Origin of the sequence: Bradyrhizobium altum (assembly GCF_020889705.1) — a bacterium.
GTDB lineage: Bacteria > Pseudomonadota > Alphaproteobacteria > Rhizobiales > Xanthobacteraceae > Bradyrhizobium > Bradyrhizobium altum.
Genome location: NZ_JACMYP010000003.1, coordinates 33,027 through 49,876, shown reverse-complemented (window position 1 = coordinate 49,876; position 16,850 = coordinate 33,027). Strand labels below are relative to the sequence as shown.

At 65.6% G+C, this 16,850-nt stretch carries 14 protein-coding genes; 3 read left to right on the top strand and 11 right to left on the bottom strand.

All coding sequences use genetic code 11. The features are described from left to right. Positions 1–31: 31 nt before the first annotated feature. Genes H8B02_RS02280 through H8B02_RS02265 form a run of 4 tightly spaced genes read right to left on the bottom strand, consistent with a single transcriptional unit; the run spans position 32 to position 3,917 of the window. Positions 32–1,255 (bottom strand): ABC transporter substrate-binding protein, encoded by a 1,224-nt coding sequence (locus H8B02_RS02280; protein ID WP_229164616.1) that lies wholly within the window; start codon positions 1,253–1,255, stop codon positions 32–34. 27 nt (positions 1,256–1,282) lie between these two features. After that, entirely contained in the window at positions 1,283–2,245 is a 963-nt protein-coding gene (locus tag H8B02_RS02275) for a PDR/VanB family oxidoreductase (RefSeq protein WP_229164614.1), read from the bottom strand. Positions 2,246–2,257: 12 nt separating this feature from the next. Beyond that, a complete protein-coding gene (locus H8B02_RS02270; protein WP_229164613.1) occupies positions 2,258–3,577 on the bottom strand; it encodes a Rieske 2Fe-2S domain-containing protein in 1,320 nt (439 codons plus the stop codon). Between the two features lie 13 nt (positions 3,578–3,590). Then, positions 3,591–3,917: a hypothetical protein gene (locus H8B02_RS02265; protein ID WP_229164611.1), complete on the bottom strand. Its 327-nt coding sequence runs from the start codon at positions 3,915–3,917 to the stop codon at positions 3,591–3,593. Between the two features lie 196 nt (positions 3,918–4,113). Between H8B02_RS02265 and H8B02_RS02260 the strand changes: the two genes are divergently transcribed. Further along, the gene (locus H8B02_RS02260; protein WP_229164609.1) at positions 4,114–4,608 is read left to right on the top strand and encodes a MarR family winged helix-turn-helix transcriptional regulator; all 495 of its coding nucleotides are present in this window, start codon (positions 4,114–4,116) and stop codon (positions 4,606–4,608) included. Between the two features lie 19 nt (positions 4,609–4,627). On the opposite strand, the gene H8B02_RS02255 is transcribed toward H8B02_RS02260, so the two are convergent. Genes H8B02_RS02255 through H8B02_RS02240 form a run of 4 tightly spaced genes read right to left on the bottom strand, consistent with a single transcriptional unit; the run spans position 4,628 to position 9,818 of the window. Beyond that, entirely contained in the window at positions 4,628–5,821 is a 1,194-nt protein-coding gene (locus H8B02_RS02255; RefSeq protein WP_229164602.1) for a CaiB/BaiF CoA transferase family protein, read from the bottom strand. A 10-nt stretch (positions 5,822–5,831) separates the two neighbouring features. Continuing rightward, on the bottom strand, positions 5,832–8,069 hold the full coding sequence (locus H8B02_RS02250) for an acyl-CoA dehydrogenase family protein (protein ID WP_229164599.1): 2,238 nt from the start codon (positions 8,067–8,069) through the stop codon (positions 5,832–5,834). A 16-nt stretch (positions 8,070–8,085) separates the two neighbouring features. Continuing rightward, a complete protein-coding gene (locus H8B02_RS02245; RefSeq protein ID WP_229164597.1) occupies positions 8,086–8,895 on the bottom strand; it encodes an enoyl-CoA hydratase/isomerase family protein in 810 nt (269 codons plus the stop codon). Between the two features lie 56 nt (positions 8,896–8,951). Continuing rightward, positions 8,952–9,818 carry a FadR/GntR family transcriptional regulator gene (locus H8B02_RS02240; RefSeq protein ID WP_207836797.1) on the bottom strand — a complete coding sequence of 289 codons (867 nt, stop codon included), beginning with the start codon at positions 9,816–9,818 and terminating at the stop codon, positions 8,952–8,954. A gap of 82 nt (positions 9,819–9,900) precedes the next feature. On the opposite strand from H8B02_RS02240, the gene H8B02_RS02235 reads away from it, so the two are divergent. Both H8B02_RS02235 and H8B02_RS02230 read left to right on the top strand, forming a co-directional pair. After that, entirely contained in the window at positions 9,901–11,040 is a 1,140-nt protein-coding gene (locus H8B02_RS02235) for an acyl-CoA dehydrogenase family protein (RefSeq protein WP_229164590.1), read from the top strand. Between the two features lie 54 nt (positions 11,041–11,094). Then, a complete protein-coding gene (locus H8B02_RS02230) occupies positions 11,095–12,297 on the top strand; it encodes an ABC transporter substrate-binding protein (RefSeq protein WP_229164705.1) in 1,203 nt (400 codons plus the stop codon). 47 nt (positions 12,298–12,344) lie between these two features. Here the strand turns inward: H8B02_RS02230 and hutU are convergent, their stop codons facing one another. The 3 genes from hutU to hutI are packed head-to-tail and all read right to left on the bottom strand — an operon-like array spanning position 12,345 to position 16,804. Then, positions 12,345–14,015 carry a urocanate hydratase gene (hutU, locus tag H8B02_RS02225; protein ID WP_229164587.1) on the bottom strand — a complete coding sequence of 557 codons (1,671 nt, stop codon included), beginning with the start codon at positions 14,013–14,015 and terminating at the stop codon, positions 12,345–12,347. 18 nt (positions 14,016–14,033) lie between these two features. After that, positions 14,034–15,593: a histidine ammonia-lyase gene (gene hutH, locus H8B02_RS02220; protein WP_229164586.1), complete on the bottom strand. Its 1,560-nt coding sequence runs from the start codon at positions 15,591–15,593 to the stop codon at positions 14,034–14,036. Further along, on the bottom strand, positions 15,590–16,804 hold the full coding sequence (gene hutI, locus H8B02_RS02215; RefSeq protein WP_229164585.1) for an imidazolonepropionase: 1,215 nt from the start codon (positions 16,802–16,804) through the stop codon (positions 15,590–15,592). Before hutI ends, hutH begins: the two co-directional genes overlap by 4 nt. Positions 16,805–16,850: the final 46 nt, after the last annotated feature.

Here is a 16,850-nt window from a genome sequence, read left to right as displayed (position 1 = left end):
AGTGTTGATCCGAGGGCCGCAGCCGTCGTCGTCAATTGCTCTTCGGCGGCTCGACGAGCGAGCATCCGCCCTGGTCGAGCGGCCGAAACGCCTCCGGCCCGGACAGCACGCCGACCTGCTCCAGCAGGTCCCACTTGCTCTTCGACGCATTCGGGCTCTTCACTTTGAAGATGTACATGTTGTGAATGGTGCGGCCGTCCGCGCGCACCACGACCGGCCCGAACAAGGCGTCGTCGATCGGCTTCTCCTTCAACTTCTGGATCACGGCCGGCGCGTCATTGGTTCCTGCCGCCGACGCCGCGTTCAGGTAAGCCAGCACAGAGGCGTAGACACCGGCGTGGAACGCCGTCGGCGATTGCCCGTGCTGACGCGCGCTGAACCTGGCCGACCAGGCATGGCTGGCATCGTTGAGGTCCCAGTAGAACGGCTGGGTGATGATCAGTCCCTCGCCGACCGCAAGTCCGCTGGACTCGACATCGTTGGTGGTGGTCAACAGCGCCGCGAAGGTGCGTCCGCTCTGCTTCAGCCCGAACTCGGCGGATTGCTTGATCAGGCTGACCGTGTCGCCGCCGGCGGTCGCGAACGCGATCACGTCGGCGCCGGAGCTCTCGGCCTGCAGGATGAACGACGCGTAGTCCGCATTGTTGATCGGCACATTGACCGATCCGAGAACGGTGCCGCCGCCGGCGCCGATCACCGCGGTGCCGTCGCGTACCATCGACTTGCCGAGCGCATTGTCGGTCGCGATGAAGTACCATTTCCTGGCGCCGTGACGCACGAGATAGGCACCGATGGTGTGCGAGGCGGCCCAGGTATCGAAGGTCCATTGGATCGTGTTGGGCGAGCAGTATTTCCCGGTCAGGTCGGAGGATGCCGCGCTCGATGCAATCAACGCCGCCCTGGTGCCGCGCACGACTTCGTTGACGGCGAGACCGACGGCCGAGTTCGGCACGTCGGCGACTGCGTCGACCTTCTCCTGATCGATCCAGCGGCGCGCGATCGCCGCGCCGACATCCGCCTTGTTCTGATGATCGGCCGAGACAATCTCGACCTTGAAATCCGGATGAAGCCGCATGAAATCCTCGGCAGCCATCCTGGCCGCCGTCACCGAGCCTTCGCCGGCATTGTCCGAGTAAGGGCCGGATGCGTCGTTGAGCACGCCGATCTTCAAGGAGCGCGCAGCATCCGCCGACGCGGGCGAGCCGGCGCAAACGGCCAGCAGGGCCATTCCGGCAATATGCGAAAGATACTTCATTGGTTCCACCCGTCGTATGTTGTTGTTCTAGAGATCGAGCACGAGCGTGCGGGACTTGGCGCCCGAGCAGCAGATCATGACGCTCTTGTTCGCCGCCTGCTCTTCCTTGCTCAGAAACTGGTCGCGATGGTCGGGCGTGCCCTCGAGCACGCGCGTCTCGCAGGTGCCGCAGACCCCTTCGGTGCAGGCGTAGTTCGCGGTGATGCCGGCCTCCAGTAACGCATCGAGGATCGTCTTGCCTGGCTCGACCGCAATCGTGCGATTGCTTCGCGCGAGCTTGACGTCGAAGCCGCCCTCGGTTGCGGGCGCTTCCCGCGCCTGGAAGTATTCGACATGCACGCGATCCGACGGCCGATCGGCCGTCGCCGCCTCGAATGCCGCGAGCATGGGCACCGGACCGCAGCAATAGAGATGCGCGTGGGCCGGCACGTTTCCGACGATTGCCGGCAGATCGAAGATGCGCCCCGATCGCTCGTCGTCGAAATCGACATGCATCCTGGGGCGAAGATCGGATCGGAATGCGTCGAGCTCGTCTAGGAATGCGGCAGCGGCGCGCGTCCTCGCGGCGTAGAACAGCTCCCAGCGACGTCCGATCGCCTCCAGACGCCGGATCATCGACAGCAATGGCGTGATGCCGATGCCGCCGGCGATCAGGACCGAATGCTCTGCCTCTTCGTGCAGCGCAAAATTATTGCGCGGCCCGGAGATCGTCATGATGTCGCCGACCTTCACGGAGTCGTGGACGAAGCTGGAGCCGCCCCGGCTCTCAGCATCCTTGTTGACTGCGATGACATACCGGTGCCGCTCGCGCTGATCGTTCACCAGCGAGTAGCTCCGGATCATGCCGTTCGGCAGATGCAGGTCGATATGGCTGCCGGCCGTGAACGACGTCAGCTCTCCGCCCGTCCGTACGATCAGCTCATAGGAATTGATCCGCTCGGCCTCGTAGCCGATGCGCTTGACCAGCACGTCCTGCGTCACCTCAGCCATGGCCGGACGCGCTCACAGCTCGTATCCGAAATCGGCGCCGAGCTTCGCCCGCATGAACGGCGCGCCGACATCGACCCAGGAATCCTCCGGCGGCAGCCGCAGCGACACCGCCCGCACCATGAACACGTCGGGGTCCAAGACACCCTTCGGCTTGATCGCGTGATCGCGATACGCGCCGAGCGCTTCCAGAATGAAGCGCCGCGTCATCGCGATGCCGGTATCGCTGGAGCAGAGCGTCTCCCTGGTGCGATCGAAGATCGGCGAGATGCCGCTCTGGCAGGCGCCGTCCTGCACCCACAGCCCCGGCAGGCCCGAGAACCAGGTGGTCCGCTGCGCCTCGTAGTCGAATTGAAAGCCGTTCTGAGGATTGTATTTGGTCCAGTAGCCCGCATACGGCACCGTCACCGGGTGCTGGACCAGCGCGTGGCGGCTGGCATGACCGCTCTCGCGGCCCTTGTGTCCTTCGGCGAAGACCTGCCGCGTCTTCTCCAGCAGCGGCTCCGACGGATGATAGGAGAACATGATGCAGAGCGTGTTCTCGTCATCGATCGGCACCCAGGCGTGCCCGCTCAGATCCGGGAACGGCGACAGCGGGGGCACCAGCGTATAGAACGGCAGCATGAACTGGTTGACTCGCCAGTACAGCGTGTTGGCATCGTAGTTGCGACGCGCGGCGATGCTCATGCCGAAGTCTTGCTTGATGCATTCGAAGGTCGGTCGCAGGTCGCGCTTCTGGATCCAGGCGCTCGTCGTGCCCTGGGCGTCGAGCCGACCGTGAAGCAGCGGCGCGTGCGCCGAGTCGATCTCGCCTTCGACCGCCTGCAGCCAGTTGCACTCCTGGACGCGAACCGAGATGTGCACCTGCTCGGCCGGCACCAGATTCCATTCGAGGTTCGGCAGCGGCGGAAGCTCGGCCTGGTCGGGACCCATATAGGTCCAGATCATTCCGTTGCGCTCCTTGCAGGGATAGGCCTTGATCCGCACCCGCTCCTTGAGGCGGCTGCGCATCGGCTCGGCCGGCATGTCCGTCACCGCGCCGGTGACGTCGAATTTCCAGCCGTGATAGACGCAGCGCAGCCCGCAATCCTCGTTTCGTGCGAAGATCAGCGGCGCGCCGCGATGCGGACAGGCCTGATCGACCAACCCGACCCGTCCCTCGGTGTCACGGAAAGCAACCAGATCCTCGCCGAGCAGCCGGATGCGCTTCGGCTGTCCGTCCTTGGCGAGGTCGGCCGACGGCAGGAAGGGAATCCAGTACAGCCGAAACAGCTCGCCGAGCGGCGTTCCCTTGCCGACCCTCACCAGGCGTTCATTGTCTTCGCGCGACAGCATGGATTTGCCTCCTTCAATTGCGTGTGGCCGGGCCCGCCGCACCGCCGAGAAGCGCGGCGACACGGTCAGACAGTCCGAGATCCTGAGCGGTCCAAAGCGGATCGGATGCGGTGAGCGGCTTGCGTGGAACGGGAGGCTGCTTGCCCTCCTCCATCATGCCGACGATCAATTCGATGCGGCGCCGCTCGAGCTGCCGCAATGCGTCCTCGACGACGGCGGCTTCCGCTGTGCATCCCGGCAGCTCCGGATAGGCAAGGCGAACCCGCCACTGCCCCGGCTCGGTTTCGACGGCCTCGGCCTCGAGCAAATAGGGGATCGACAGCAGCTCACGCAGGTCCAAGTTCAACCTCCCTGCACGATGTCTTCGCATCGCATTTGATACGTATACGTACTACATTGCCGGATGGCTGACAAGGACCGAACGCAATTGCATCGGGCCGTGAACAGGCCGGGTGCGGTTCACCGCAGGGTTGAGGACGTCAGGCCAAGCTGCTAACGGCTAACGCGAATTCGAAAAATCGGAGTCCAACGACGGCATGGCAGCCGACAAGGGTATGAAAGCAAGCTCGGCAACGGACATTGCCCGCGACTGGCAGCTCGAAGGCGGCGTCGGGTTTCTGCTGCGGCTGCTGGAGGCTCGCTACGACGGGCTCTATCAGAGCATGACGCGCCAGAGCGACATCACGCCGCGGCAGTTCGGCGTGCTGATGGCGCTGTACCAATTGGGTCCTCTCACCCCCTCAGTGCTGGCGGAACGGATCAGCTGCGACCGCAACACGCTCAGCGAGATGCTGAAGCGGATGGTCGCGCGCCGGCTGGTCTCGAAGAAGAACAATCCGGACGACCGCCGCTCGCTCCAGGTGCAGATCACCGCCAAGGGCGAGGAAGCGCTTCTGGCCGTTATCCCCGCCGCCGCCGAGCTGCAAAACATCATGCTGGCTCCCCTGCGCAAGGAAGACCGCGCGCATTTCCTGAAATGCCTGCTCGCGATCGCGAAGGCTCCGCCGCCGGACGCTCCGTCCGATACCTGAGATCGCCGGCGTCGCCTGCCTAGGCCTGCGCCCTGCCGAACGTGCCCGCAGCCGCGAGCGCCGCGATTGCCTGCGGCGACAATCCCAGGATCCGCGACAGCACATCGTCGCGCTGCGCGCCGATCCCGGGAACGTGACTTCCGATCGAGATATCGGCCCCGGACATCTGCCATGGCGCATTGACGCCGACGAATTCGCCGGCACCATCCGAGACCGTCCCAAACACGCCCCGTTGACGCAGATGGGCATCGGTCAGCGCCGCGCCGGGCGTCCGGTACTCGGCGCAGGGAACGCCGGCGCGATCCAGCGCCGCAATGCATTCAGCGACGGTGTGACGTTCGGTCCATTTTTCGATCACCTGCATCATGGCGGTCCAGTTGGCACCGCGCGCCGGAATGGTCGCAAAGCGTGGATCGTTCGCCAACTCATCCTGCCCCGTCACCTCACATAGCGCCGCAAAATTGCGCGGCGTGACCGGGGCGATCAGGATATCACCATCGCGCGTGCGCACCGGCCCATAGGTCGGACGCGGCGAGCGGATCGGGAATTGCGCTTCCTGGAGTTCATAGACCAGCAGGTTGAGCATGCAGTCCATCAACGCCACATCGACGAGCTGCCCCTTGCCGGTGCGTTCGCGCTGGACCATCGCGGTCTGGATCGCGGAGTAGCCGAAGATGCCGCCGAGGATGTCGGCGACGAAGATCGCTCCGGCCGCGGGACGTTCCCGGTCGCCGGCATAGCGCATCAGCGAGGTATCGAATCCGCTTTCGGCATGCACGATCATGGCGTAGGCCGCGCGCTCGGCGGCAGGGCCCGACTGGCCATAGCCCGAGATCGAACAATAGATCAGGCGCGGGTTGATCTCGCGAAGCGCGTCATAGCCGAGGCCGAGCCGCTCCATCACGCCCGGACGGAAGTTCTCGACGAGAATGTCCGCCTCCGCGACCATGCGATGCACGAGCTTGATGGCATCGGCGTTCTTCAGGTCCAGCGCGAGGCTGCGCTTGCCGGCATTGAGCTGGCCGAAATAGGTGCTGTGGCCTTCGCGCAGCGGCGTCCGCAGCCGCATGTCGTCGCCTTCCGGCGGCTCGATCTTGATGACCTCGGCACCGACGTCGGCGAGCAGCCGCGCGCAATAGGGCCCCGCCACCATGATGGAAAAATCCAGCACCCGCACCCCGGCGAGCGGCGCCCTGTCGCCATCTTTCTGCATCCGATCTCTCCTATCTCGGCAACCCGAGCGCGCGTTGCGCGATCAGGCTGCGCTGAATCTCGTTGGTCCCGATGCTGATGACCCACATCAGCGAATGCCGCAGGTTCTGCTCGAAGCGGCCGTTGTCGATCGCGCCCGGCATCTGTTCGGACAGCGCGGCGCGCATCCCGAGAATGTCGAGCGCGGCCTCTCCGAAACGCTCCATCAGCTCTCCGGAGAACACCTTGCTGATCGCGCCATACTCCAGCGGAGTCATGCCGTCGGCTGCGAGCTCGGCACAATGCATCATCAATAGACGGCCGATTTCGATCTCGGATGCCAGGATCGCCATCCTGTCGCGGACGATGGGGTCATCGGCCAGAGACCGATCGCCCTCCTTGGTCATCACATGCGAACGCAGCTGCTCGAAGGCGTGCGCGACCTTCAGGACGATCCCGCCACCGACCAGCCCTCGCTCGAAGGCCAGCGCGCCGGTCAGCACCTTCCAGCCGCCATTGACCTCGCCAACCAAATTCTCGGCGGGAATGCGGACATTGTCGTAGAAGATGTTGGCAAACGTGCCGTCATACATGGTGACAGATGGACGGATGGTGATGCCCGGCGTATCCATCGGCACGATGAACATGCTGATGCCGGCATGCGGCGGCTTTGCATCCTTGTCGGTCCGCGCGGCGAGGAACATGTATTTGCCCCACCAGGTGGTGGTCCAGATCTTCTGGCCGTTGATCACCCAGTGATCGCCGTCCCTGATCGCGCTGGTGCGCAGCGCCGCGAGGTCCGAGCCCGCCTGGGGCTCGCTGTAACCCATGCCGTGCACGGCTTCGCCGCGCAGGATTTCCGGAAGGTATTTTTGCTGCTGCTCTGGCGTGCCGAACATCATCAGCGCGTTGGCCTGGATCGCCGCACCGATCCGTGGTGCCTCGCCCCGCTCCATCGTCTCCATGAAGGCGATCTGCTCCAGCGGAGAGCGAGCCTGGCCGCCGAACTGCTCCGGCCATCCGAGCCCAATCCACCCGGTCTCGCCGATATCTCGGGCGAAGCTCGCATCGAACTCGCGCTTGGCGAACGGCCTCTGGTCGAACGCCTGCTTCGTGTCGCCGGTCCAGTTTTGTTCGAGCCAGCGCCGGACCTGCTCGCGAAACGCATTTCCGGCGGACCCGAGGTCGTATTGCGGCAGCCCGGCGCCGCCCGCATCCAATAGCCGACCGGCAAGTCTGGGCTTTGCATCCGAGGCGCCGCCGAGCGCGATCATATCGAGATGCACGCGCTTGAAATGGATCGGCGCCTCGTGCTCCTCGGCGTAGCCGATCGCACCGAATGTATGCTGGGTCTCCAGCGAGACCTGCCGCAGCGCATTGCCGGAGAACGCCGATGCGCAATCGGCGAAGTAGCGCCAGTCATCGTCGCCGCCATCATGCAGTCTGGCGGTATGCTCGAGGATCAGCCTGACGCCTTCGAGCGCGATCAGGCAGTTTGCCAGCTTGTGCTGGATGGCCTGGAACTTGCCGATCGCTTGTCCGAACTGGTGCCGTTCCTTGGCGTAGTCCACCGCCAGCTCAAACGCACGCTGCGCCGCGCCGTAAGCGCGCGCGGTCAACGCCGCCTTGCCCCTGATGCGGAGATCGTCCAGATCGGCCGTCCCGACGGGAATGCGCGTGAGCGGCGCGGCGTTCAGCCTGACCTCGGAGAGTCCCCACGCCCCCATCGCGCGGGTCGCGACGCATTCGACACCGGGACCGCCAAGATCGATCAGCGCAAGATGGGCCTGATCGAGCGCGACCAGAAGATGCGTGGCAGCTCCCGCGGCCTCGACGAAGCGAAGCACGCCCGTTGCCTTGAAGTCCGCGACTTCCACCGAGCCCGCGCCCGGATCGCGATCCAGCGCGCCGAACGAGAAGGCGATGATCGCCTTCCCGGAATGCAGCCGCTCCAGCAGATCCACCACGACGTCGTCCGGCGATCCGGCGATCGCAAGATTGGCGAGCGCCGCAGACCACATCGGCGCCGGACACCCGGCGCGGCCGAGCTCCGCCATGACAACGAGGATCTCGGCGAGCCCGCCCTCGCCGCTCGTCGCGCCGAGCGCGGCAACACCCTGCCCGACCAGCCTGCGCCAGATCGCCGACCCCTCGTCCGGCGTTGACGACGCCGTTGCGCCGCGCGGACGCCAATGCTCGTCAAGGAAGCCGCGCAAGGAATCGCGCAGCATCCCCGCGACATCGTCGTTCGACGCTTCGGTCGCGGCCATGGCCCCAACCCCCGAGCTATGCCTGGCCGAACCTCGGCTTGCGCTTCTCCTTGAACGACATCGTCGCTTCCTTGTGGTCGGCGGTCTCGAACGTCACCTGCTCCAGCGCCATCGACGCCTCCAGCAGCATGTTCACGCGCTCCTTGACGATCTGGTTGATCGACAGCTTGGTCCAGCGAATGGCCCAGGTCGGACCGTTGGCGAGCTCGACCGCGATATCGCGAGCCTTGGCCAGTACCTCCGCGCGCGGCGCGACATGGTTGACCAGCCCGATCCGCTCCGCCTCCTTGCCCTTCAGCAGCGTGCCGCGGATCAGGAATTCCTTGGCCTTGTTGATGCCGACCAGCAGCGGCCAGATCACCGTGCCGCCGTCGCCCGCGACCAGGCCGACGCGCGAGACGTGGGTGTCGCCGATCCGCGCATCCTCAGCCATCACGGTGATGTCGCAGAGCAGCGCATGGGTCGCCGCCAGGCCGATCGCGTCGCCGTTGATCGCCGCGATGATCGGCTTGTCGAGCTCGAGCTGCCGGGTAACGCCGCGCCGGCTGATCATTGGATCGTGCACCTCGCCCTCTTCGAGCACATCGCCGCCCGGCCGCTCGGACATCGCCTTCACGTCACCGCCGACGCTGAAGAAGTCGCCGGCGCCGGTCAGGACCACGGCATTGACGGCGTGATCGTCGGCGAGGTCGTCCCAGATCGTCCGCAGCTCGCGGATCAGCTTCTGGTTGATGGCATTGCGCGCCTCTGGGCGATACAAGGTCACGGTCGCGACCTTGTCCGCGACTTCGACCTTCAGGCATTCATACTTGGCGTAGTTGGACACGTTTGCCTCCATTGTTATCGCTGTTTGAGTATTGATCTATTCGCCGGCGCGGCGCGCTACCGGCGCAGCCCGGGCTGCACGTCGGCCAATGCGACATGAAGCGACATGGCTCCCGGGTCCTGCTCCAGCATGCGCTGCACGGATTCCAGGTGCGATCGCAGCAGCCGGCTTGCCAGCGCCACGTCTCGCTCGCTCAGCGCCGCCAGGAATTGCCGCCGCTTCTCGGCGAGCCGCGCCATCGCGACCCCGCTGGAAGCGACCTTGGCGTAGACGAAGCGCATGTGGATCTCGGTGACCGAGTCCACGATCATCGCGATCACCTTGTTGCCGGTCGAGGCCGCGAGCAACTTGTAGAACTCGCGCGAGCATTCGACCCGATCGAGCAGCCTGCCTTCCTTCGTCGCAAGCTCGGTTCGCTCGATATTGGCTTCCAGCGCATCGAGGTCGGTGCGCCGGGCATTTGCACACGCCAACTGCACCACGAGGTCGAGGACGTGGACCCGCGCCTCCGACAATTCCCGCACCGAAATCGTCCCGAGGCTCAGCATGTCGCGCATGACCTCGTTCATGCGTCGGGTGTCGCCCTGCTGGATGAAGGCGCCGCCCTTGACGCCCTTCTGCAGCCGCAGCACGCCGGCCATCTCCAGGCTGCGCAGCGCCTCCCGCAGCACATTCCGGCTGACGCCGAGCTGCTGGGCAAGCTCGCGCTCGGCCGGCAGCTTGTCGCCGGGTTTCAGCACGCCGAGCGCCAGCTGCTCGCGAATGCGCTCGCAGATCTCCTCGAACGTCCGCCTGGTGTGGATCGGCTTGAATGTCGGCGTGGCCGCGGAGCCGGCGGCACGGAGATCGGTGGCCCGCTCCCTGCGGTTCGGCGAGGCGGTGCGGGGGCGCTGCGGCGCGCGAGGGCTTGACTTGGTGCTCATGCGGTGAGTTATTAAATGGATCACCCATTCAATGGAAGCCCCTTTTTTGGCTTCCGGCAAAGAAAACAGACGGGGAGTCCGTATGAGTTTTTCCGAGGAGCAGGTCGCCTTCCGCGACAATTTGCGCAGGATGGTCGCCAGGCATGTGGCGCCGATCGCCGCCGAAATCGACGAGACCGACCGCTTCCCGCTCGAGCTGGTCAAGCTGTTCGGCGAGATGGGGCTGATGCAGCTCTGGGTGCCGGAGCGCTATGGCGGCCCGAACGGCAACCTCACCATGGCCTGCATCGCGCGCGAGGAAATCTCGAAGGTCTCGCCTGCCTGCGCATCGATCGCGGCGCTCAACACCATGTTCATCATGCCGTTGCTGCATTTCGGCTCGGAAGAGCAACGCCAGAAATATTTGCCGATCGTCGCCGAGGGCGGCGTGGTCACGGCGATCGCGATCTCGGAGCCGCAGGCCGGCTCCGACGTGGCCGCACTCAACACCCGCGCCCGCAAGGACGGCGACAGCTATGTCCTGAACGGCCGCAAACAGTGGTGCAGCTACGGCGTCGTCGCCGACTACATCGTGGTGATGGCGCGGACCAGTGACGGCGCCGGCGCGGACGGAATCAGCGCCTTCATCGTCGAGCCGAAGAAGATGCCGGGCATCACGTTCGGCCGCCATGAGCGCAAGATGGGCTTTCGCGGTGCCCCCAACACCCCGATCTTCTTCGACAATGTTCGGGTCCCGGCCGAAAACCTTGTCGGCGAGGAAGGCAAGGGTTTTCGCGCGTCGATGCGCGCGCTCGACCTCAACCGCCCGACCATCGGCGCACAGTCGGTTGGCCTCGCCCAGGGCGCGCTCGATGCGTGCATCGCCTACGCCAAGGAACGCAAGCAGTTCAAGCAGCCGATCGCCGAATTCCAGGGCGTGCAATTCATGCTCGCCGACATGGCGATGCAGATCGAGGCGGCCCGTGCGCTGGTCTACGAATGCGCCCGCGCCGGCGATGCCGGCGACTGGAAGCGGCTCAACGTGCTGGCCAGCATGGCTAAATGCGTCGGCAGCGACATGGCCATGAAGGTGACGACCGACGCGGTCCAGATCTTCGGCGGCTACGGCTACACCATGGACTACCCGGTCGAACGCATGATGCGCGACGCCAAGCTGACCCAGATTTTCGAAGGCACCAACCAGATCCAGCGCGTGGTGATCGCCCGCGAGCTGCTGCGCTAGCGCAGATTGATTGCAACAAGAAACGAATTACAGGGAGGAACGACCTTGAACCAGATCATCGACCGGGCGTTGGCGGCCGTCGCCCTGTCAGCCCTGCTGGCGGCGCCTGCCTACGCGCAGAAGGCTTATGGACCCGGCGCCAGCGACACCGAGATCAAGCTCGGCCAATCGACGCCGCTGAGCGGCCCCGCCTCCGCCTTCGGCGCCGGCGCCGGGCGCGCCGTGGTCGGCTATTTCGAGATGCTGAACGCGAAAGGCGGCATCAATGGTCGCAAGATCAACTTCACCCAGCTCGACAACGCCTACAGCGCGCCGAAAGCGGTCGAGCAATCGCGCAAGCTGATCGAGGACGTCGGCATCTTGGCCGAGGTCGGTACGATCGGCACCGCGCCCAACGTCGCAATCCAGAAATACCTCAACGGCAAGCAGGTGCCACAGCTCTTCATCACTGCCGGCGGACGCCGCTTCAACGATCCCAAGACGTTCCCGTGGACAATCCCGCTCTATCCGGACTTCGAAACCGAAGGCCGCGTCGTCGCCAAGTACATCCTGAAGGCAAAGCCCGACGCCAGGATCGGCGTGCTCTACCAGAATGACGACTACGGCAAGGACTATCTCAAGGGCCTCCGCGCCGGTCTCGGTCCGAAGGCCGACCTGATCGTCGCCCAGGCCTCCTACGAACTTGCCGACCCGACGATCGACTCGCAGATCGTCCAGCTCAAGGCCGCCGGCGTCGACACGCTGATCGAGCAGTCGTCGTCGAAGGCCGCCGCGCAATCGATCCGCAAGGTCTACGAGCTCGGCTGGAAGCCGCTGCACGTGATCGGCGGCTCGACGGCATCGGTCGAAACCATTCTGAAGCCCGCAGGCCCCGAAGCATCGAAGGGGCTGGTCACCACGCAATTCCTCAAGCAGCCCGGCGACCCGGCCTGGGCCAATGACGACGAGGTCAAGGCCTACAAGGATTTCCTGAAGACGTACGCAGCTTCGGCCAACCCGGACGACTATTCCGTGCTCGTTGCCTATATGAACGTGCACGCCGTGGAGCTGGCCTTGCGCAAATGCGGCGACGACCTGACCCGCGAGAACCTGATCAAGCAGGCGACATCGCTCGGCGGCGAGCGACTGCCGATGATGCTGCCGGGCGTCTCGATCAGCACCCGGCCCGGCGACTACACGCCGTTCAGGACTTTGCGGATCGCGACGTTCGATGGCGAGAGCTGGTCGCTGACCGGCGAGCCGCTGTCGGCCGATTGAGCCGGGTTGGCGAGAACCGTCATCAGTGGCTTCTCGCCAACGTCATCTCAGGCGCGCAAGCTCGGCAGATCGAGCCCGTTGGCGCGCGCGCAGTCGATCGCGGTGTCATAGCCGGCGTCGGCGTGACGCATCACACCTGTCGCCGGATCGTTCCACAGCACGCGCTCGAGCCGGCGCGCCGCCTCCGGCGTGCCGTCCGCGACGATCACCATGCCGGCGTGCTGCGAATAGCCGATGCCGACGCCGCCGCCATGGTGCAGCGACACCCAGGTGGCGCCGCTCGCACAGTTGAGCAGCGCATTGAGCAGCGGCCAGTCGGACACCGCATCGGAGCCGTCGCGCATCGCTTCGGTCTCGCGGTTCGGGCTCGCCACCGAGCCGCTGTCGAGATGATCGCGGCCGATCACGATCGGCGCCTTGAGCTCGCCGCGCGCCACCATCTCGTTGAAGGCAAGGCCGAGGCGATGACGGTCGCCGAGGCCAACCCAGCAGATCCGCGCCGGCAGCCCCTGAAACTTGATGCGTGCCTTCGCCATGTCGAGCCAGTTGTGGAGGTGTCCGTCGTTCGGCATCAGCTCCTTGACCTTGGCATCGGTCTTGAAGATGTCCTCGGGATCCCCCGATAGCGCCGCCCAGCGGAACGGACCGACGCCGCGGCAAAACAGCGGACGGATATAGGCCGGAACGAAACCCGGAAAATCGAACGCCTGCTTCAGGCCCATGTCCTTGGCCATCTGGCGGATGTTGTTGCCGTAGTCGAGCGTCGGGATTCCCTGCGCGTGGAAATTCAGCATGGCCTGCACATGATCGACCATCGAGGTCTTGGCGGCCGTCTCGACCGCCTTCGGGTCAGCGGCACGCCGCGCTTCCCAATCGGCGAGCGACCATCCCTTCGGCAGGTAGCCGTTGATCGGATCATGCGCACTGGTCTGGTCGGTGACGATGTCCGGCCGCACGCCGCGGCGCACCAGTTCCGGAAAGATCTCGGCCGCGTTGCCGAGCAAGCCGACCGAAACGGGTTTCCGAGCTTCGGCAGCATCGGCAATGATCGCCAGCGCTTCATCGAGCGTCGTCGCCTGGCGGTCGAGATACCCCGTGCGCAACCTCATCTCGATGCGGCTCGGCTGGCACTCGACGGCGAGCATCGAGGCGCCGGCCATGGTCGCGGCCAGCGGCTGGGCGCCGCCCATGCCGCCGAGGCCTGCCGTGAGGATCCATTTGCCGGCGAGACTGCCGCCATAGTGCCGGCGGCCGACCTCGACAAACGTCTCGTAGGTCCCCTGCACGATGCCCTGGCTGCCGATATAGATCCAGGAGCCTGCCGTCATCTGGCCGAACATCATCAGGCCCAGGCGGTCGAGCTCGTTGAAATGATCGAGCGTCGCCCAATGCGGCACCAGGTTCGAATTCGCGATCAAGACGCGCGGCGCATCCGCATGGGTGCGGAAGATGCCGACCGGCTTGCCGGATTGCACCAGCAGCGTCTGGTCGCCTTCGAGCTTGCGCAAGGAGGCGGTGATCCGGTCAAAGCTCTCCCAGTCGCGCGCCGCGCGGCCGATGCCGCCATAGACCACGAGCTCGCTCGGACGCTCGGCGACATCCGGATCCAGATTGTTCATCAGCATGCGCAGCGGCGCTTCCGTCAGCCAGCTCTTCGCGCTGATGTCGGTGCCGCGGGGAGCACGGATGATGCGTTCGTTATCCAGTCTGCGGTTCATAACGGATATCCCTGTCGGCTACGCAAGTTTTGGAAACGGATCGGACGAAAGAACCGCGATCGCAGCGGCCGGCAACACGTCGGCATCGATGAGCGACGCGGCCCGCGCGAGATCGTCGGCCATGTAACGGTCCGCGGCGAGCGCCGGAACATGCTCGCGCAACGCGGCGATGACCGCAGCGAGTGGCGCGCTCGTCGCGTGCGGCGCACGCAGCGTGATGCCTTGCGCGGCGACCAGAAGCTCGATGCCGAGGATGGCCGCGAGGTTGTCGGCCATGTCGGACAGCCGGCGCGCGGCATGCGCGGCCATCGAGACGTGATCCTCCTGGTTGGCGCTGGTCGGCGTGGAATCGATGGAGCACGGCATCGCGCGCTGCTTGTTCTCGGCATAAAGCGCCGCCGCCGTCACCTCGGCAATCATGAATCCGGAATTGATGCCGGGCTCGGGTGTCAGGAACGGCGGCAAGCCGAAGTTCAAGGCAGGATCGACGAGGGTCGCAATCCGGCGCTCGCTGGTCGCGCCGATCTCCGAGAGCGCCAGCGCGATCTGGTCGGCAGCGAACGCCACCGGCTCAGCATGAAAATTGCCGCCTGAGACGATCTCGCCTGTCTCGACCAGAACCAGCGGGTTATCAGTCACGGCATTGGCTTCAATGGTCAGCACGCGCGCGGCGTGCACGAGCAGGTCGAGCACCGCGCCCGCAACTTGCGGCTGGCAGCGCAAGCAATATGGGTCCTGCACGCGCTCATCGCCTTCGAGATGCGATTGCCTGATGTCGCTGCCGTCGAGCAGGGTGGTCAGCGCTGCAGCCGCGGCGATCTGCCCGTCATGGCCGCGCAACGCCTGGATTTCGGGACGGAACGGCACGGTCGAGGCCATCGCCGCGTCGACCGACAGCGCACCGGTTACCAGCGCGGCACACGCCAGACGATGCGCGCGCAGCAGGCCGGAAATCGCATAGGCAGTCGAGAATTGCGTGCCGTTGATCAGCGCGAGCCCCTCCTTGGGGCCGAGCGTCAACGGCGCGAGACCGGCAGCGGCAAGCGCGTCACGACCCGGCACGATCTTGCCCTCAAGGAATGCCTGCCCCTCCCCGATCATGACGGCGGTCATATGGGCGAGCGGCGCCAGGTCGCCGGAGGCGCCGACCGAGCCCTGCTGCGGCACCAGCGGTGAGACGCCGCGCGCCAGCATGCCCTGCAACTGCTCGATCACATCGCGGCGCACGCCGGACGCGCCGCGCCCGAGCGAGATCACCTTCAACGCCATCATCAAGCGCACGATCGGCTCTGGCGTGGCCGGCCCGACCCCGCAGCAGTGCGACAGGATGAGGTTGCGTTGAAGCAGCGCCGTCCGGTCGGGGGCGATACGCGTCGAGGCCAGCTTCCCGAAACCGGTATTGATGCCGTACACGGGAACGGCGATACGCACGGCCTTCGCCACGATCTCCGCGGCCGCCTCGACGCGCGGCCAGAACGATGGATCGAGCACGATGGGCGCACCTGCGAGCACCCGCGCCAGGACGTCGAGGCTGACCGCTCCGGGCTTCACGACAATAGGGACATCCGGATCGGTCATTGGCCCCTCCACACCCGGCCGTGCAACGGATTGAAGCCGATGCGGTAGACCAGCTCGGCGGGGCGCTCGATGTCCCAGATCGCCAGATCGCACCATTTGCCGGCCTCTAACGTCCCGGTCTCGGCGAGCAGGCCGAGCGCACGCGCCCCTTCCCGCGTCACCCCGGCGAGGCACTCGGCGACCGTCATCCGGAACAGCGTTGCGCCCATGTTCATCGTAAGCAGAAGCGAGGTCAGCGGCGAGCTGCCGGGATTGCAGTCCGTCGCCAGCGCCATGTTCACGCCGTGGCTGCGGAACAGCTCAACCGGCGGCTTCTGCGTTTCGCGAATGAAATAGAACGCACCGGGCAGCAGCACCGCGACCGTCCCGCTCTTCGCCATTGCAACAGCACCGGCTTCATCGGTGTGCTCCAGATGATCGGCCGATAGCGCGGAGAATTTTGCGGCGAGCGCGGCACCGCCGAGATTCGACAACTGATCCGCATGCAGCTTCACGCGTAATCCGAGCGCATGCGCCGCCGCGAACACCCGAGCGGTCTGCTCGCCGGAAAATGCGATGCCCTCCATGAAGCCGTCGACGGCATCGGCAAGGCCGGACTTGGCCACCGCCGGCAGCATCTCGTTACAGACCAGATCGATGTAGCGGTCCTTGTCGCCATCGGCCTCGGGCGGCAACGCGTGCGCCCCCAGAAAAGATGTGCGGATCGCAACCTGCCGCAAGCGGCCGAGGCTGCGTGCCGCCGCCAGCTGCCGCATCTCGGTCTCGGCATTGAGGCCATAGCCGGACTTGATCTCGACGGTGGTTGCGCCCTCCCCGATCAGCGCGTCCAGCCGCGGCAGTGCGCCGGCGACGAGCTCGGCCTCGGTCGCGCTGCGCGTGGCAGCAACGGTCGAGACGATGCCGCCGCCCGCGCGCGCGATCTCCTCATAGCTCGCGCCTTTCAGACGAAGCTCGAATTCGTGCGCGCGGTTGCCGCCAAAGACCAGATGGGTGTGGCAGTCGACCAGCCCGGGCGTGATCCAGCGGCCGCCGCAATCGATCCGCTCCGCGGCGTCCGCATCCGCAGGAAAGTCTGACCGCACGCCTGCATAGACAATGCGGCCGTCGCGCGCCGCGATCAGGCCGCGCTCGATCTCGCCGAGATCGGCGCGATCGCCGCGCATCGTGGCGAGCTGGGCGTTGTGCCAGATGCGGTCGAAACGCTCTGCCATGCGATCGTCCCCCGAGGTGGGATGCTTGACTTATATGTCTAGACAT